This is a genomic window from Mammaliicoccus sciuri, assembly GCF_025561425.1.
Taxonomy (GTDB): Bacteria; Bacillota; Bacilli; order Staphylococcales; family Staphylococcaceae; genus Mammaliicoccus; species Mammaliicoccus sciuri_A.
Map to the genome: position 1 here is coordinate 516,586 of NZ_CP094824.1, position 18,060 is coordinate 534,645.

An 18,060-nucleotide genomic window follows, 5' to 3' on the forward strand; every position below is an offset into this window, starting at 1 on the left:
TGATTGAACCTCCTTTTTGTATAGTATAAAAGAAATAAGCTACAATGAAATCATCCAGAATTAAATTTATGCCCAACCAGATTGGAGTTACATTTATGGAAAAACCTATCTACCAAATAATTATAGATGATATGTTAAGAGATATTAATAATGGTCAATTAGAAGTTGGTATGAAAATACCTTCGCAAAGAGCCTTAACACAAAAGTATGGTGTAAATAGATCAACAATTGTACATGTTATTGATATTTTGAAAAGTTACGGTGTGCTTGAAAGTAAAGAAAGAAAAGGGATATATGTTTCGAAAAATAAATGGAATGAGTATGTGAGTAATAATTTAAATTGGCAAGATTATATAGGAAATAGTATTAACCAGAACAATCAATATTATATTAGAGAAATTAATAGATGCGAATTTATACCTGACATGGTGAGATTAGGGACGGGTGAACTTTCGCCAGAATTAATACCTAACGATGCATTTCATGAAATCATTTCTAAAGATTTAAGTCGTCAATTGACTTCAAATTATGAAGCACCTAAAGGGAATATTCAGTTGAGACAACAAGTTAAAGAACTTGTTAAAAAAGAGGTATTGAGTGTAGTGTAGAAGAAATTTGTATCACTTCTGGTGCATTACAAGGTTTGAAGTTGATAGCTGATGGATTATTAATCCCCAAATCCAAAATTATCGTTGAAACACCTTCTTATATTAATTCAATTAGAACTTGGCACAAAATCCATTCCAAAATGATACCTTTATCAATTGATTATATAAGGAATAATATTCATGCGATTTTTAAAGAAGATGAAGATTACAGTAATAGCATATTTTATTGTAATCCTACTTTGCATAATCCTACATCACACACATATACATTGAAAGAAAAGGAACAAATTCTTGAACAGTGTAAAGCAAAGGGTATTCCTGTTGTGGAAGATGATATTTATAGTGAGCTGTGGTTTGAAGGTCCGATTCCTAAATCGATGAAAGAGCTTGATACAAGTCATAATGTGCTGTATATAGGGAGTCTATCTAAAACAGTTAGTCCCGGTCTCAGAATAGGCTGGTTAATTGGTAACGAACGGGTTATTAACCATTTAGCAGATTTAAAAATGCAAAATGATTATGGCGCAAGTTCGATTTCTCAATTTATTGCTATTAAATGGTTGGAGCATTACCATGAAATGCATATTGAAGACATTAAACGCAATTTAAAAAGGCGCAAAGATATGATGGAAGATGCTTTAACAGAATCTTTCTCAGATATTGGTAGATGGTCTAAAGTAGAAGGGTCTTTCTATATATGGTTCAAATTTAATGAAAGTATTGATTTAAAAAGGTTATTCCAACTTGCCTTAGAAGAAGGATTACTGATTCATCCAGGAGAGATTTATTCAGAAAGAGAAAAGCATAGTTTAAGATTTTCTTATTCATATATTGATGAACATGATATAAAAGAAAGTATTTATAAATTAAGAACAATCATCGATAAAGAAAACTTGTTAAATAAAAGAAGATCCTCGAACTCTTAATATGAGGCCGAGGATCTATTTATATTATTTATTCACTATATAGTCTGGTGTATCACCTTGTAGCTTCTTAATCGTATTATTTGCGACAATTCTTGCCATTTCATCACGTGCTTCAAATGTAGCATTTCCGATGTGCGGTGTTATTACGACATTGTCCATTGTTTTAAGTGCCTCGGTAATTTCTGGTTCAAATTCAAATACATCTAATGCAGCACCTTCGATTGTTTTAGCTTGTAAAGCTTCAACTAAAGCTTGTTCATCTACAATAGGTCCACGAGATGCATTAATAACATATGCTGTATCTTTCATTTTTTCAAAAGTATCTTTATTGAATAAATGATGTAAATCATCAGAATAGGCAGCATTAATTGTAATGAAATCTGCTTGTTCTAACATGTCGTCAAGACTGACGTAAGTAGCCCCTAATGAAGCTTCTTGTTCTGGCTTTCTATGTGGTCCAGTATAAAGGATGTTCATGTCGAAACCTTTGGCACGTCTAGCAACAGCAGAACCTATTTCACCAAGGCCAACTATGCCGATAGTCTTACCGGAGACTTCCCTACCTCTAAAGAATAATGGTGCCCAACCGTTGAATCCAGTTGTTCTACAAAGTTGATCGCCTTCTGCAATTCTTCTAGATACGGCAAGTAATATACCAATCGTTAAATCTGCTGTAGCATTTGTTGAAGCTTTAGGTGTATTTGTAACATCAATCCCTTTTTCTCTAGCATATTTAACGTCAATGTTATTGAAACCAGCACCATAATTTGCAATGATTTTTAAGTTTGGTGCTTGATCAATAATTTCTTTATCGATATTTGTAGATAGTGGACTTATAATCGCATCTACGTCTGTTACTTTTTGAAGTAAAGTATCTTTCATAATTAATTGATCCCCTTCAAAGACTTCTACTTCAAAATGATCTTGTAACATATCTAATCCTTCTGTTGGAATTTCTCCAGTTATGAATACTTTATTCATGATGTAACCTCCTATAGAACTTTTCATACGTTTATATGATGACTATACCCTAATGAGCAAGTTTCCATTCACTGAATTTACGTACGATGACTTCAAAAGCAATGTGATATGGTAAGAAACTGGAATAAGATGTTTGGTTAAATAGTTCTATCGGAGAACTATTAACGTATATATTGTAGATCGCATTCTGAGCTAAATAGTTATCCTTTAATGTTGTAATAGAAATATAACTAATATTTCGTGTGTGCATAATCTCGACGTTCTCTCTTAAATGTGATGTTTCACCTGATAATGAAATGATAAAAATTAAATCATCTTTATTCATTTGATTCATAGCGATTTTAAGTTCATTCTCGTCGTTAATAACCATTACTCTTTTATTGATAGAAAGAAAGTGTCGTTGAGCATCACGTGCGACGTTTAGTTGTGCGACACCTGTACCATATATGTAGATGTAAGGCGCTTGATTGATTTGTTCGCTTATATAATCATAGTCGATCATTTTTAAATGTTTCATAGTTTGTTGTAAATCTTGCTCTAAACTTTCAATGATATCTGTCGATGGTTTAGATGTTTGTCTATTTAATTTAATATATGCTTTAAAATCACTATAACCATCAAAGCCAAGTTTACGAGCGAGTCGGTGAATAGAAGAAATTGAAGTGTGTGATATATCGGCGATTTCTTGTATTTTTAATCGATGAATCAAGTGAATATTTTGATTAATCATTTGTATGATATGTATATCATTGTCATTAAGTTGCTGATAATGTTCATTAATCAGTTTATCCAAAATCATTATAATCCTCCATTCTAAGTGAAAAAATTTTCGTGTTATGAAAATATAATCTAAGTTTACTATGTGATTTCTATTTACGTCAAACCTATTGGCAAATGTAAGCGCTTCCTATATTGTGGAGATAAATTGATGAGGAAAAGGGGTTAAAATATGAATGCAATTAAACGATTTGGAAGTGCTATGATTGTTCCGGTATTACTATTTGCATTTTTTGGTATTGTTGTAGGGTTTGCAAAATTATTTAAAAATCCAAATATTATGGGTTCAATAGCTGAAGATGGCACAATGTGGTTTAAAATTTGGAGTTTAATTGAAGCGGGTGGTTGGACAATATTCAACCATATGGAGCTAGCGTTTGTGATTGGACTTCCAATCTCACTTGCTAAAAAAGCTCAAGGTAGAGCAACACTAGCAGCTTTAATGATTTATTTAGTATTTAACAATTTTATTAATGCGATTTTAACCCTTTGGCCAAAGACATTCGGTGTAGATTTATCAAAGGGTGTTGAAAATTTAACGGGCGTAAAAGAAATAGCTGGTATTCCAACATTAGACACAAGTATTATTGGTGCAATTTTTATATCAGCAATCGTCATTTGGATACATAATCGTTTCTATGATAAGAAATTACCTGAAATGGTTGGTATTTTCCAAGGTCTACCATACGTTGTTATCATAGGATTCTTTGTTATGATCCCAATCGCTTTTATCGTATGTGCGATTTGGCCAACAGTACAAGCAGGTATCGGTTCATTACAAGGTGTCATGTTGAAATCAGGATTTGTAGGAGTTTGGCTATTCAACTTCTTAGAAAGAATATTGATTCCTACAGGATTACATCATTTCATATACACACCATTTGAATATGGACCTGCAGCGGTCAATGGTGGATTGAAACCTTATTGGATTCAACACTTAACAGAATTCTCAAATTCTGCTAAATCTCTTAAAGAACTTTATCCATATGGATTCTTGTTACAAGGTAACATTAAAATATTTGGTTGTTTAGGTATTGCGTTAGCAATGTACGCTTCAACACCGAAAGAGAACAAGAAAAAAGTATTAGCATTAGTATTACCAGCTGGATTAACAGCAATTTTCGCAGGAATTACAGAACCTTTAGAGTTTACGTTCTTATTTATAGCACCATACTTATTCTTAATTCATGCATTATTAGGTGCGACAATGGTTACAATTATGTACCTATTTGGTGTAGTCGGTATTCAAGGTGGTGGCGCGATAGAAATCGCGGCTATAAACTGGATTCCATTATTCTCTAATCACGGTATGACTTACGTTACACAATTTATCATTGGTATCATCTTTGTTGTGATTTACTTCTTCGTATTTAAGTTTATTATCGAGAAGTTTAATGTACCATTACCTGGACGTGTGCCTGATGATGGCGATGCTAAGCTTTATACGAAAGAAGATTATAAGTCTAAGAAAGCAAGTGCTGATACACAAATGGATGACAATGCATCAGAATACGATACGAAAGCTATTTATTTCTTAGAAGGATTAGGTGGCAAAGACAATATTAAAGACGTTACAAATTGTGCGACACGATTAAGAGTAACGGTTAAAGATCCAAGTTTAGTAAAAGATAATGACTATTTCACACATAATCAGATGGCACATGGTGTAGCGAAAAGTGGTACAAATGTTCAAGTAATTGTGGGACTTAGTGTACCTCAAGTAAGAGATTCATTTGAAACGATGATATAAATATATGGAGGTCATAAATAATGAAGAAATTTAACATAACAATAGCAGGTGGCGGAAGTACATTTACGCCAGGTATTATATTAATGTTACTGGACCATTTAGAAGATTTTCCGATTGATACGATTAAACTATACGACAATGATGGTGATAGACAACAAACCATTGCAGATGCTTGTGAAATACTTCTTCATGAAAGAGCGCCTGGTGTTAAGTTACAGGCGAGTACAGATCCTAAAACAGCTTTTGAAAATGTAGATTTCGTTATGGCGCATATACGTGTTGGTAAATATGCGATGAGAGAACAAGATGAGAAGATTCCATTGAAACACGGTGTAGTTGGACAAGAAACGTGCGGACCTGGTGGGATATCTTATGGTATGCGTTCGATTACAGGCGTACTAGAAATTGTAGATTACATGGAACAATATTCACCAGATGCTTGGATGTTAAATTATTCAAATCCAGCAGCAATTGTAGCTGAAGCAACTCGGAAACTAAGACCTCATTCTAAAATTTTAAATATTTGTGATATGCCAATTGGTATTGAAGAACTAATGGCAACAAATATTGGGCTGAAATCTAGAAAAGAAATGGTCGTTAAATATTATGGTTTAAATCACTTCGGTTGGTGGACAGATATAAGAGATAAGTCTGGTAATGATTTAATGCCTAGTATCATTAAACACGTTGAACAATTTGGGTATTCGACTGATACGGGCAGTGATATTGAACAAGAAGCAAGTTGGAATGACACGTTCAAGAAAGCGCGTGATGTACAAGCGCTTGATAAAGATACGTTACCTAACACATATTTAAAATATTATTTCTTCCCTGATTACGTTGTGGAACATTCAAATAAAGACTATACAAGAGCAAATGAAGTAATGGCAGGACGAGAAAAATTTGTATTCGGTGAATGTCAAAAAATCATTGATCAAGGTACAGCTGAAGGAACAGAATTAACAATAGATGAACATGCGTCATATATCGTAGACTTAGCAAGAGCCATTGCGTTTAATACGAAAGAAAGAATGTTAATGATTGTTGAGAATAAAGGTGCCATTTCAAACTTTGAACCAACAGCGATGGTTGAAATTCCATGTTTAGTTGGTAGCGAAGGTCCAGAACCTTTATCAGTTGGTGAAATCCCAAGATTCCAAAAAAGTTTAATGGAACAACAAGTAGGTGTTGAGAAATTAACAGTTGAAGCTTATGAAGAACAATCTTATCAAAAATTATGGCAAGCACTAACGTTATCTCGCACAGTTCCGAGTGCATCAGTAGCTAAAGATATACTAGATGACCTTATTGAAGCAAATAAAGAATACTGGCCAGAATTGAAGTAATATTGAGAAATATATTTGTATTTATAACGTGCAAGGCTTACGAGTCTTGCACGTTTTTCTTTGTCTTACAAACGTTTAAGAACACTATATCGTATATCGACTTTCTTTAATCGCAAACTTTTAAATGATATAATTAGATGAAGTTATATATTTTTTTATTTAAAAATATAAGGGAGATATCTATGTATATAGAAAGAAAACCAACGATCAATTTAGCAGAATTAAAGAAGGAATTTACGAATAATTTAGGTGAAATTGAATATGCGCAGTCTTCAGAACAAGCGCTAGAAGAGTTGTTTAATTTTGTAGAACTACAACATCAATATGCAGCAGCTTTAGAAGAAATCGGGACAAAGTTGAAAATATTGGACGATGAATTCCAAGTTGCTTATAAACATAATCCAATTCACCATATGGAAAAGCGTGTTAAAGAATTTCCAAGTCTCATTAAGAAATTAAGACGCAAAGGATTTCCATTAAATGCGAATTCAGCAAAAGAGAATATTCAAGATATCGCGGGGATAAGAGTTATTTGTAATTATCTAGAAGATGTCTATACAATTGAAAAATTATTACTTAGACAAACTGACGTAAAATTATTAAAAAGAAAAGACTATATAGAAAATCCTAAAATGAATGGATATAAAAGTTTACATTTAGTTGTATCTATTCCTGTATTTTTAGCGGAAAGTGTTCAAATGATACCTGTTGAAATTCAAATTCGAACAATTGGAATGGATATGTGGGCGAGTTTGGAACATAAATTAAGATATAAGAATTCTCATGTATCTACTGAACAATATGAAGAAAAGTTAAAAGAATGTTCAATAGAAATAACAAATGTAGAACGCAAAATGCAAGAAATGAATGATGAAATCTATCATGATACGAATAAAAGTATGATAAAAATAGACAAAAATTAATACATTAGGCACAAAGAAGAGCAGGGATTTCTTATATTTAAGGATATCTGCTCTTTTTTAATCATTTAGTATATAATAAATTAAAATCATTCAGGAAATAACATTGAGGAGTGAAAAAATGGAGAAAAATCCTAAAGTCGAAGCTTTTATGGAACGTGAAAAAAAGTGGAAAGATGAATTTGAACGATTAAGAGAAATTATACGTGAATGTGATTTAGAAGAAGATTATAAATGGATGCATCCATGTTATACATTAAAAGGTAAGAATGTTGTATTGATACATGGGTTTAAAGAATATTGTGTACTTTTATTTCATAAAGGTTCATTACTTAAAGATCCTGAAAAAATACTGATTCAACAAACAAAAAATGTTCAAGCAGCAAGACAATTGAGATTCACCAATGTAGATCAAATTAAAGAACAACGAGATATTATTAAAGCATATGTTGAAGAAGCAATCGAGCTTGAAAAGTTAGGTGCTAAAGTAGAATTAAAGAAAACAGAAGAATATGAAATGCCAGTTGAACTACAAGAACAACTTGATCAAAATAGTAACTTAAAAGAAGCTTTCTATAATTTGACACCAGGAAGACAGCGACAATATATTTACTATATTAGCCAAGCAAAGCGTCCAGCAACACGCGTTAGTCGAGTAGAAAAATATATCGATCATATATTAGATGGGAAAGGGCTAAATGATGAGTGAAGGTAATAATTTGTTTAAAATACTGAAAAATCAATTAAAATAAACCTTTGTTTGATACATTTTTTAAATAGAATGATATAGTAAAAGTGTTAATTAATTATAAGGGGGATTTTTTTGTGGCAGATTCAGTAAAATTATTAAAAATACTTACAGATATTAATGGTATTTCAGGATTTGAGTATAATGTTAAAGCTAAAATGAAAGAATACTTAGAACCTGTAAGTGATGAAATTATTGAAGATAACCTAGGTGGTATTTTCGGGAAAAAGAACGCTAAAAATGGTTCTAAAACAATTTTAATAGCGGGTCACTTAGATGAAATCGGATTTATGGTTACACGTATCGATGAAGATGGTTACATTAAATTCACAACAATCGGTGGATGGTGGAACCAAGTGATGCTTTCACAAAAAGTAACGATTACAACAGATGAAGGCAAAGAAATTAGAGGTATTATTGGTTCTAAACCTCCACACGTTTTAAGTCCAGAAGAACGTAAAAAACCTGTTGACGTTAAAGAGATGTTTATTGATATAGGTGTTGATAATAAAGAAGCGGTTGAAGGGCTAGGCATTGAAATCGGCAATATGGTGACTCCTTATTCTGAGTTTGAAACTTTAGGTGATGGTAACTACTTAACAGCAAAAGCATTCGACAACAGATTCGGTTGTGCGTTAAGTGTTGATGTATTAAACGAACTTAAAGATGATGAGCTTGGTATAAATCTAGTTTCAGGTGCAACTGTACAAGAAGAAGTTGGTTTGCGTGGTGCGAAGGTTGCTGCAAACAAAATTAAGCCAGATTTATCTATCGCAGTGGACGTAGGTATTGCTTATGATACACCAGGTATGAAAGGGCAAGATCACGAAACGAAATTAGGTAACGGACCACTTGTATTGTTAATGGATGGTACGAATATCGGTCACGTTGGATTTAGAAAATTCATCAAAAACGTAGCAAAAGAAAAAGGCATTGATGTGCAATGGGATAATATAACAGGTGGCGGAACAGATGCAGGTAGTATTCACGTAGCAAACGAAGGTACACCAACAATCTCAATCGGCGTTCCATTACGTTATATGCACTCAAACGTATCAATCCTTCATAAAGAAGACTACTTAAACGCAGTAAAATTAGTAGCTGAAATCGTAAAAGCATTAAACGATGAAACAGTTAAAAATATTATGTGGTAAGAAATCGTAAAGAATGATTTAAAAAAAAGTACCAAGAAACGCATAATCGCTTTCTTGGTACTTTTTAATATTTAGATTGATTATTATTTTACCATCGACTGGTATAAAGAGGTTATCTCAACAAATGGCGCGCAATTATAAAATTGTATGAACAACTAAATAGCTGATTTAATGAATATCCACATAATCTGACCACAATCAGATTATGTGGTTTTTTTAAAATTAAGTTCAGTTTTTTTGTGTGTTGGGAGTTAATAGTTATATGAAGTTGTTGAAGATGTGAGTTAAAGTCGAACTAAACTCACGAGTTGACCAAAAAAATCTATTTCATACTATTTTTATAAGCATTAAATTGGCATGTTATTTTCTGATGGTGGTATAGTGTTATTTCATAAGGAGGAGTTATTGAAAATGAACAAAAAATATGAACCTTTATTTAAATCTTTAAAATTACCGAATGGTGGGGAAGTAAAGAATAGATTTGTGCTTGCGCCATTAACACATATTTCATCAAATGAAGATGGTACGATTTCTGATATTGAAATTCCATATATAGAAAAACGTTCTCAAGATGTAGGTATTTCTATTACTGCTGCGAGTTATGTTGAACCGCTTGGCCAAGCTTTTCCTGGACAGCCTTCTGTATCTAAAGAAGCGGATCTTGCTGGGCTTAAGAAACAAGCTGAAGTTATGAAGAAAAATGGTGCGAAAGCTTTAATTCAAATTCATCATGGTGGTGCGATGGCATTACCTGGATTAACGCCAACTGGTGAAGCGGCTGCTCCTAGTGAAGTTGAAGTGAAAGGCTTCGGACAACAAGAAACACATGTTGCGAGAGCATTAACTGTAGAAGAAATTGAACATACTATTGAAGCTTTCGCTAACGCTACTAAAATAGCGATCGATGCTGGCTTTGACGGAGTTGAAATTCATGGTGCAAACCATTATTTAATTCATCAATTCTTCTCACCTTATTACAACAGAAGAGATGATGAGTGGGGCGAACATATTAAATATCCTTTAGCAGTTGTAGATGCTGTACTTAAAGTTGTACGTGAACATGCAACACCTGACTTTATTGTAGGCTATCGCTTCTCTCCTGAAGAAGTAGAATCTCCAGGTATTTCTATGGAATTAACAGAACAACTTGTTAAGACTTTATCTGAAAAACCACTTGATTACTTACATGTGTCATTAATGGATATTCATTCAACAACAAGAGAAGGTCAATATAAAGGTGAAGAACGTATTAAATTATTATTAGAATGGATTAATGGTCGCGTGCCATTAATAGGAATTGGTTCAATCTTTACTGCTGACGATGCATTATCAGCAATTGAAACAGGTGCACCACTTATTGCACTTGGTAGAGAATTGTTACTTGATTACCAATTCGTTTCAAAAATCGAACAAGGAAAAGAAGACGAAATCGTTTCTGTGTTCGATCCTGAAAGAGCAGACAAACATGATTTACCAGACCCATTATGGAAACAGTTTGTAGCAGGTTTCTACCCATTACCAAGAACTGATCAAGAAACTTCTCAAACTAAATAATCCATAATTTTATATATATAGTTTTGATTAGCTGAGACATTTGGTTGTCTCAGCTTTTTTGTACTCTGAACATATATTTTGGGTGTGTTAAACTTGAAACAATAATTGAAAAAATCGAATGAGGTGTACAACGTGAATCAAGATGAGCTAAAGAGAGAAGTTGCTTATGAAGCGGTTAATGATATACAAGATGGTATGACGATAGGAATTGGTACTGGTTCAACTATGCGTTATGCAATTGAAAAGTTAGGTGAGCGTGTTAAAAATGGCCTTCAAATTAAAGGTGTACCAACATCTGAAGATACTGCTGAATTAGCGCGTATTCATCAAATTCCACTTACTGATTTTTCAGAAGTGAGCCATTTAGATTTAGTTATAGATGGTGCTGATGAAGTGGACGAAAATCTTCAATTGATTAAAGGTGGCGGTGGTGCGCTACTACGTGAAAAAATTGTTGCGAATGCCACGGATAATTTTATTGTGATTATAGATGAAACGAAATACGTTAAGACGTTAGGTAAGTTTAAGCTACCAGTAGAAGTTGTGCCTTTTGGATGGGAAATCACAGCACGTGCAATAGAAAGTTTAGGTTGCCAAGCGACATTGCGAATGAAAGATTCAAATGTATATGTGACAGACAACGATCATTACATATTAGATTGTGAGTTTGGAGAGATTCATCATCCAGAACAATTAAATCACGATTTAATATCTATCGAAGGCGTTGTAGAGACCGGATTATTTATCAATATGACGAAAAAAGTATTCATGAGTCGTTCTGAAACACAAAGTGTGGTTATAATCGAGAATTAATAATGAGTTCATAGTAGTTAATAAACAGTTAATGGTTTATTGATGATATAGGGCATAAACTTAACATATCAACTAAAGAGGAGATGTGTTAAATGAACTTAACTAAAACAACATTTGGAGCATTTGCATTAACAACAACTATATTATTAGGTGCATGTGGTAATAATGATATGCATAAAGACGATAAGATGGATACGAAAACTGAAATGAAAGATAAAGACATGAGTAAAGAAAACATGAAAGACAGTGATATGAAAGACATGATGATGTCTGGTATGTTTGAATCTATGAATGGTGAAAAAGTAGAAGGAAAAGCAACGATTAAAGACGGTAAATTAATGTTAACAGATTTCAAATCATCAAAAGGACCTGACTTACATGTTTATTTAACTAAAGATGGCGATGTTAAAAAAGGAATGAAAATTGATAAAGTAGATTACGATAAGATGGAACAAACATTTGATTTAAAAGACATGGATACATCTAAATATAATGAAGTGACAATTTATTGTGATAAAGCACATGTTGTATTCGGTAGTGCTAAATTAAAATAAATATGTTTCACTAAGGGGAATTCAGTCATTCTGAGTTTCCCTTAAACTTTATCAAAGGAGAAAACATGTCATGACAAAGATATATACATTCATATGTTTAATCATACGCGTTTATAGTGGTTATTTAATCTATATGCAAGGTTATGAAAAATTAACAGGAGGTTTCAGTTTACAAGGATTAACGCAAGTAATCGCTCAGAATCAAGATTCTCCAATGTGGTATAAGTGGTTCTTTGAGCATATTATTGCACCGTATACGACTTTATGGGAATGGGTCATTCCTTTAGGTGAAATATTTTTAGGATTAGCTTTAATTCTTGGATTTCTGGAGTATTACGCAGCACTTTTTGGTATATTTATAATGGTAAATTACATTTTAGCAGATATGATTTTTACGTATCCACTTCAGCTTGTTGGCTTTATATTGATTGCATTAAATATCAGAAGCTTACGTAAATTATCAGCAACTGCTATCGTTAAGAAGTTTATGAAGAAGGAAGCGGGATAGAGATTATGGCGCATATATTAATTGTAGATGACGAACAAGATATTCTAGATATTTGTAAGACTTACTTTGAATATGAAGGGCATCAAGTTGTAACAGCTTCTGATGGACAACAAGCCATTCATCAGTTGAATGACGCAATTGATTTAATGATTTTAGATATTATGATGCCTGAAAAAAACGGTTATGATGTCGTTAAAGAAATGAAAGCACAGGAACTAGACATTCCGTTTATTTATTTAACAGCTAAGACGCAAGAACACGATACGATTTATGCATTGACGTTAGGTGCAGACGATTATATAAAAAAACATTCAGCCCTCGTGAACTCGTGTTAAGAGCGCATAACTTATTAAATCGTACTCAAAAGTATCATAAACAAGATTACTTAACATTCGGCTCATTACAATTATGTAAACAGGAAAAAATCATTAAAGTAAATGATCAAGAAGTATCATTGAGAGTAAAAGAATTTGATTTACTTTGGTATTTAGCAGATCACGAGAAAATGGTCATTTCTAAATCAGAACTGCTCGAAAAAGTATGGGGATACGACTATTACGAAGATGCCAACACTGTGAATGTACATATACGTCGTATAAGAGAAAAGTTAGAACAACATCAATATGATGAATATGTAATTAAAACCGTTTGGGGATTAGGTTATAAATTTGAAAGGGCGAAATAAATGCTAACAATTCGAACACAAATTATCACTGCATTTATCAGTAGCATTGTATTAACGACAATTATTCTAGCAATTGCATATAAATGGATGTGGTTTGATGCACATACAACATTACTTTTGACGGTTAGTGCAATCATATCAAGTTGTTTAACGACAATCATTTGTATGTTGTTTATTAATCCATTAGTTAAACGTATTAGATTGTTGAATAAACAAACAAAATTAATAGCAAATGGACAATATAGTGAAACGGCTATAAAAATAGATAGTCCGAAAGAAATGAAAGAATTAAGTGAAGCCTTTAATACTATGGCTCGAAATATTGAAGCGCAAATACAACAAGTTCAATATGAACAACAAGAAAAAAGTGAAATGGTACAAAACTTAACACATGACTTAAAGACAGCGTTATCAAGTATTACGTCCTATGCAGAAGGTTTAAAAGAAGGCATTATCAGTCAATCAGATGAACAACAGAAAGCTTATAGTGTCTTAATTAAACAATCTCAAAGAATTTCAATGATGTTTGATGAGCTGACTAGTGTGATGGAAATTAGTCATAATCACAAACATAATTATCCATTAGAAACGATTTATTTAGATAAACTCTTTGTGACACTTTTACAATCTTATGAACAACAAATCACAAGTGAAAATCGTACGATAGACGTTAATTTATGTGAAGATATCACTTACTTCAAACAATATAAAGTACCATTAGAACGTATACTCATGAATATTTTAGATAATGCATTTAAATATACACAACTTGGCTCGAGAGTTGAAATTAAAGTTACGAAAGAAAATAGCAATATATGCATTGCCGTTTCCGATGATGGTCCAGGTATCGCTGAGCAACATTTACACCGTATATTTGACCGAACTTATCGCGTTGAAGCGTCTAGAAACAAAGATACGGGTGGATCAGGTTTAGGTTTATATATTGCGAAGAATTTGGCTGAACAAATGGACGGGCAGTTAAAGGTAGAAAGTAAAGAGGACGTCGGTACAACATTTTATTTAACGGTACCAATGAAGTAATACAAACAAGAACCCCCAATCCAGAATCATGAATTGGAGGTTCTTATTTGTATTTATGATGTCACTTCACCTAATAATTGAAGCCATTTCTTAATAATTTCACTTTGTGCATATTTTTGTGATTCCGTCATACAGTTATCTCGGAATGTTTTTTGTAGATCAGGATTACTTAAATAAGACTTAACAGTTTCATAAAGTTTGTCTTCATCATTTCTAGGAACAAGGTAACCATTTTTACCGTTAACAATCAGTTCACTTGGTCCATAAGGGATGTCATAACTTATTGCAGGTAGCCCATTTGATAGTGATTCCAGTAATGCCAACGAAAATCCTTCCATATTACTTGTAATCATGCTCGCATGAAAATGATGCATTTCATTTGTAATGTTAGGTATAAATCCACGGAATTTAATATGCTTTTCTAAATTTAATGAAGCAGTTAATTCTTTTAGTTTATTCAATTCGCCTCCAAATCCAAATAAATGAAGTTCGATTTGGTCGAAATCGTCTTTCAGTTTATTGATGAGTCGAATTTGGTGATCAAGTTGCTTCTCAGGTGCATATCGTGCTATAGACATTAATTTCAGAGGACCTTCAGGCACAACTGGTGTAAAATTCGGTTCTTTTTGTTGAGCATATCCAACTGGAATATTAAAGACAGGTATTTTTGATTGAATACGTTTCTCTACATCTTTCCTTTGTTGAACAGTAGATACTAAAATACCAGAAAAACGGTCTAAATTATTAAAGACAGAGTTATAAATATTTTTAATATCTGAACCTTCAATATCATTGTTGTTTTTCACATGTGTACTGTGTAATACAGAAATAACCGGTACTTTTTTGTTTGTGATTAAAAATGGTGGAGAAGTGATGGCTGTCTTATCACTAAAGAACAAGTCACCGTCTTTGTATAACTGTTCATAGAAGAATGCGATTAATTCATTTGTATTATTAAATGTATAATCTTTAGCGTTATAATCAAAGAGCATTATTCGAGTGACAACTTCTTTTTCTTGATAAGGATCGAAATAAACTTCAAGCTTTATTTTCCCACTTGGGGTTAAATACGTATCACATACAGGCATTTCCTTCGTACGCATATATCTAACACGACTTAAGAAACCTCTAGAATCGTAATATTCTCGTTTCATTTTGACATTTCTCGTATCAAAATAGTTCACATAGTCTAATAATTTATAGTTTGAATCACGAAAACTCGCATATATAATTCTTGTACCATTTTGATATACCCTTAAATCATTTGAATTAGGAACATATTTAATCTCAAAATTAAGGTCATCTTCCCAAAATGCTATCCAGTCTCTAACCGTATTCATTTGAACGTTGATGGATTCTTGGAAGAAATCATACATAGAAAAGACTTGTTTACTTACGCCGAATGTATGGGCATTTTATGTAAACTTGAATTCCAAGCTAACGTGATAATTTTAGCTTCCAAGTTGAAATCGTTAAATAGTTTTAGTCTATTCATGACAGACTTTTCTATACCTGTTATTTTATGATTGATATTATTTACTATAAAATAGTTCACTTTGAAATCACCTACAAAATAAAATTTTATATACATATAATATACGCCATTTTTTGTGGTAATGTTAGTGTAGTTTGTTAAAAATTTACAAACAGTTCGATTTTAAAGAAAGTATAAATCGCTATTAGTTCGAAATGTTTGTTATAATAAATGAAATACATTTATTTATATAAAGAATTTGTTAATTTATTGAAATGAGGATAAATAAATGAGTGTTAAACAAATATTCAAAGATAATGAGCCAATTTTTCAAGATCAGACGAAGTATGTGTTCTTGAAGTCGTGTTTGCTCATTATAATATGTATGGGTGCTTATACATCGATTGCGTTAGCTAGCAATTGGTTCATAGTATTAATAGGGTGTGTATTCTTTATGTTGTTACTTTATTTAATACATAGATTCCAATTACAGCTTATTAAATTTGAAGCTTTAAAGAAAGAAGATATCATTTATACCTTTAGTACATTAGGTATAGCACTTATTATGTATTGGACTATAGCGTCAATTATAGGACAACCACAAAATCAAATGGAAGTATATAAAGATTTAAATACTTTACCTCTATACATATCTATTATTATATTTGTAATACTAGGACCAATATTTGAAGAGCTTATATTTAGAGGTTTCATGCTAAAAGGGATATTTAAAGGACATCTATTAATAGGATATATCGTATCTAGCGTACTATTTGGATTGTCACATGGACCATCAAGTATAGGTGAGTTTATCATTTACTTTGGAATAGGATTATTATTTGGCGCACTTTATTTAAAGACTAACCGATTAGAAGTAGCCATAGTAGCGCATGGATTAAATAATCTAGTACATATTCTTATATATTTAGTGTTTTTTAATTAGATATCGTGCGCTCATCATTTAAAAAATAAAGCTGGAGACATCTGTTGTTAAAGATGTTTCCAGCTTTTTCAATATAATTAAATTTACTGTATGGTTTCGGTCATTTTAGATGTTAAATCTAATATGGATGTTTGATTGAGTGTATCAATAATTTGTTGATCTACTTGTGTGTAAACATCATCTAATGCAGACTGTATATTTTGTCCGACGATACAATCTGGATTTGTGTCTTGATGAATTTTAGCGAAATGTTCTTCATCTTGAATAAGTTTATAAACGTCGCCTAATAAGATTTGATCTGCTGATTGAGCAAGTCGATAGCCTGATTTACCTTGTTGGCTTTCGATTAAGTTACCATTTCTTAAATATTTACATATTTTTCTTACAAGTGTAGGGTTACTATTAATGCTACCTGCTATAAATTTACTAGATGTAGGTTCTTTGTTCACAGATATTAATGATAATATATGAATTGCAACTGATATTTGTGTATTCACGCTTTTCACCTCTTAGATTCCTTATTTATTATAACTTTGAGAGATGAGAATTGCGATAGTAAATGCGTATTATTTTGATAATACTGAAATTCTTTCTTGGATATGGTTACCTTCAGTTGCTTCATCTACTAATGCAATGGCGTAATCAGCATAGCTTATTTTACTTTCACCTTTATCGTTTAGTGTGAAGACTTCCCCAGCTAAAATATATTCTCCAGTTCTTTCTCCATCAGCTATAAATTCTGCTGCAGGACTTATAAATGTCCAACGTACGTCATCTCTTTTACGAAGGTCTACAAGTGCTTTACCTTGAGCTATTGCAAGTGGTTTATATACTTCTGGAAAATCAGGTGTATCGAATAGTTGGTTTTCTAATTGATCATCAACGAATAAACTACCAGCGCCTCCGATTATAATTAATCGTGTGTTTGTGTTTGATAAAATATCACTTAAATGTTGAATAGAGTCTTGGTGTAAATGAAGTTTGTCTTCTCTAATTTCACCGAAAGCATCTACAACAACATCGAATTGTGTTAAGTCTTCAGTTGTTAAATCAAATATATCTTTAATAATAGATTGTGTTGCCACTGTTTTATTTTCGTTACGAACGATGGCTGTTACATCTAATCCTCTGTTAATTGCTTCTTCTGTAATTAATTTACCTGCTTTACCGTTTGCTGCTATAACACCTATTTTCATTTTACACAACCTCTTTCTTGTATTTAATATAGATACAAGTTGAGTATAATATGTATATCTGGTTTTGTCAAAAGTTTTGTGT

The 18,060-nt window shown here is 32.3% G+C and carries 16 protein-coding genes and 2 pseudogenes; 13 read left to right on the plus strand and 5 right to left on the minus strand.

Translation table 11 applies throughout. The features are described from left to right. Positions 1–95: 95 nt before the first annotated feature. Positions 96–1,534 (plus strand): annotated as a pseudogene (locus MUA60_RS02475) (aminotransferase-like domain-containing protein). A 24-nt stretch (positions 1,535–1,558) separates the two neighbouring features. Here MUA60_RS02475 and MUA60_RS02480 read toward each other — a convergent pair. Together MUA60_RS02480 and MUA60_RS02485 are read right to left on the minus strand one after the other, a co-directional pair. Then, positions 1,559–2,515: a 2-hydroxyacid dehydrogenase family protein gene (locus MUA60_RS02480; protein ID WP_262649507.1), complete on the minus strand. Its 957-nt coding sequence runs from the start codon at positions 2,513–2,515 to the stop codon at positions 1,559–1,561. Between the two features lie 49 nt (positions 2,516–2,564). After that, positions 2,565–3,314, minus strand: a complete 750-nt coding sequence (locus tag MUA60_RS02485) for a MurR/RpiR family transcriptional regulator (RefSeq protein ID WP_262649509.1) — start codon at positions 3,312–3,314, stop codon at positions 2,565–2,567. 150 nt (positions 3,315–3,464) lie between these two features. On the opposite strand from MUA60_RS02485, the gene MUA60_RS02490 reads away from it, so the two are divergent. The 11 genes and pseudogenes from MUA60_RS02490 (at position 3,465) to MUA60_RS02540 (ending at position 14,365) form a co-directional block, all read left to right on the plus strand. Further along, the gene (locus MUA60_RS02490; RefSeq protein ID WP_262649510.1) at positions 3,465–5,042 is read left to right on the plus strand and encodes an alpha-glucoside-specific PTS transporter subunit IIBC; all 1,578 of its coding nucleotides are present in this window, start codon (positions 3,465–3,467) and stop codon (positions 5,040–5,042) included. A gap of 20 nt (positions 5,043–5,062) precedes the next feature. Then, on the plus strand, positions 5,063–6,388 hold the full coding sequence (locus MUA60_RS02495; protein WP_107576711.1) for a 6-phospho-alpha-glucosidase: 1,326 nt from the start codon (positions 5,063–5,065) through the stop codon (positions 6,386–6,388). 182 nt (positions 6,389–6,570) lie between these two features. Further along, complete coding sequence (locus MUA60_RS02500; protein WP_037590362.1) at positions 6,571–7,311, plus strand: GTP pyrophosphokinase; 741 nt, start codon at positions 6,571–6,573, stop codon at positions 7,309–7,311. 118 nt (positions 7,312–7,429) lie between these two features. Beyond that, complete coding sequence (locus MUA60_RS02505) at positions 7,430–8,017, plus strand: YdeI/OmpD-associated family protein (RefSeq protein WP_262649512.1); 588 nt, start codon at positions 7,430–7,432, stop codon at positions 8,015–8,017. 116 nt (positions 8,018–8,133) lie between these two features. Then, entirely contained in the window at positions 8,134–9,210 is a 1,077-nt protein-coding gene (locus tag MUA60_RS02510) for a M42 family metallopeptidase (protein WP_262649514.1), read from the plus strand. Between the two features lie 411 nt (positions 9,211–9,621). After that, entirely contained in the window at positions 9,622–10,764 is a 1,143-nt protein-coding gene (locus MUA60_RS02515) for an NADH-dependent flavin oxidoreductase (protein ID WP_262649516.1), read from the plus strand. 132 nt (positions 10,765–10,896) lie between these two features. Beyond that, entirely contained in the window at positions 10,897–11,577 is a 681-nt protein-coding gene (rpiA, locus tag MUA60_RS02520) for a ribose-5-phosphate isomerase RpiA (protein ID WP_316964766.1), read from the plus strand. 92 nt (positions 11,578–11,669) lie between these two features. After that, complete coding sequence (locus tag MUA60_RS02525) at positions 11,670–12,131, plus strand: DM13 domain-containing protein (RefSeq protein WP_262649518.1); 462 nt, start codon at positions 11,670–11,672, stop codon at positions 12,129–12,131. A 70-nt stretch (positions 12,132–12,201) separates the two neighbouring features. After that, a complete protein-coding gene (locus tag MUA60_RS02530; RefSeq protein WP_262649520.1) occupies positions 12,202–12,639 on the plus strand; it encodes a DoxX family protein in 438 nt (145 codons plus the stop codon). Between the two features lie 5 nt (positions 12,640–12,644). Next, a pseudogene (locus MUA60_RS02535) lies at positions 12,645–13,324 on the plus strand (response regulator transcription factor). After that, entirely contained in the window at positions 13,325–14,365 is a 1,041-nt protein-coding gene (locus MUA60_RS02540; protein ID WP_262649522.1) for a sensor histidine kinase, read from the plus strand. It abuts the pseudogene before it with no gap. A 53-nt stretch (positions 14,366–14,418) separates the two neighbouring features. On the opposite strand, the gene MUA60_RS02545 is transcribed toward MUA60_RS02540, so the two are convergent. Then, on the minus strand, positions 14,419–15,741 hold the full coding sequence (locus MUA60_RS02545; protein ID WP_262649524.1) for a glycosyltransferase family 4 protein: 1,323 nt from the start codon (positions 15,739–15,741) through the stop codon (positions 14,419–14,421). A 387-nt stretch (positions 15,742–16,128) separates the two neighbouring features. Here MUA60_RS02545 and MUA60_RS02550 point away from each other — a divergent pair, with 387 nt between their 5' ends. Then, positions 16,129–16,782 (plus strand): CPBP family intramembrane glutamic endopeptidase, encoded by a 654-nt coding sequence (locus MUA60_RS02550; protein ID WP_262649525.1) that lies wholly within the window; start codon positions 16,129–16,131, stop codon positions 16,780–16,782. Positions 16,783–16,865: 83 nt separating this feature from the next. Here MUA60_RS02550 and MUA60_RS02555 read toward each other — a convergent pair whose 3' ends face one another. Together MUA60_RS02555 and MUA60_RS02560 are read right to left on the minus strand one after the other, a co-directional pair. Then, positions 16,866–17,279, minus strand: a complete 414-nt coding sequence (locus MUA60_RS02555) for an Rrf2 family transcriptional regulator (protein WP_262649527.1) — start codon at positions 17,277–17,279, stop codon at positions 16,866–16,868. A gap of 69 nt (positions 17,280–17,348) precedes the next feature. Beyond that, positions 17,349–17,978: an NAD(P)-dependent oxidoreductase gene (locus tag MUA60_RS02560; RefSeq protein WP_262649528.1), complete on the minus strand. Its 630-nt coding sequence runs from the start codon at positions 17,976–17,978 to the stop codon at positions 17,349–17,351. Positions 17,979–18,060 lie beyond the last annotated feature (82 nt).

What these genes read in the sequence shown, in the direction of transcription:
- MUA60_RS02515 (WP_262649516.1), top strand. Translation starts at nt 9,622, where the DNA reads ATGAACAAAAAATATGAACCTTTATTTAAATCTTTAAAATTACCGAAT.
- MUA60_RS02540 (WP_262649522.1), top strand. Translation starts at nt 13,325, where the DNA reads ATGCTAACAATTCGAACACAAATTATCACTGCATTTATCAGTAGCATT.
- MUA60_RS02550 (WP_262649525.1), top strand. Translation starts at nt 16,129, where the DNA reads ATGAGTGTTAAACAAATATTCAAAGATAATGAGCCAATTTTTCAAGAT.
- MUA60_RS02480 (WP_262649507.1), bottom strand. Translation starts at nt 2,515, where the DNA reads ATGAATAAAGTATTCATAACTGGAGAAATTCCAACAGAAGGATTAGAT.
- MUA60_RS02490 (WP_262649510.1), top strand. Translation starts at nt 3,465, where the DNA reads ATGAATGCAATTAAACGATTTGGAAGTGCTATGATTGTTCCGGTATTA.
- MUA60_RS02505 (WP_262649512.1), top strand. Translation starts at nt 7,430, where the DNA reads ATGGAGAAAAATCCTAAAGTCGAAGCTTTTATGGAACGTGAAAAAAAG.
- MUA60_RS02485 (WP_262649509.1), bottom strand. Translation starts at nt 3,314, where the DNA reads ATGATTTTGGATAAACTGATTAATGAACATTATCAGCAACTTAATGAC.
- MUA60_RS02560 (WP_262649528.1), bottom strand. Translation starts at nt 17,978, where the DNA reads ATGAAAATAGGTGTTATAGCAGCAAACGGTAAAGCAGGTAAATTAATT.
- MUA60_RS02525 (WP_262649518.1), top strand. Translation starts at nt 11,670, where the DNA reads ATGAACTTAACTAAAACAACATTTGGAGCATTTGCATTAACAACAACT.
- MUA60_RS02545 (WP_262649524.1), bottom strand. Translation starts at nt 15,741, where the DNA reads ATGTATGATTTCTTCCAAGAATCCATCAACGTTCAAATGAATACGGTT.
- MUA60_RS02495 (WP_107576711.1), top strand. Translation starts at nt 5,063, where the DNA reads ATGAAGAAATTTAACATAACAATAGCAGGTGGCGGAAGTACATTTACG.
- MUA60_RS02500 (WP_037590362.1), top strand. Translation starts at nt 6,571, where the DNA reads ATGTATATAGAAAGAAAACCAACGATCAATTTAGCAGAATTAAAGAAG.
- MUA60_RS02530 (WP_262649520.1), top strand. Translation starts at nt 12,202, where the DNA reads ATGACAAAGATATATACATTCATATGTTTAATCATACGCGTTTATAGT.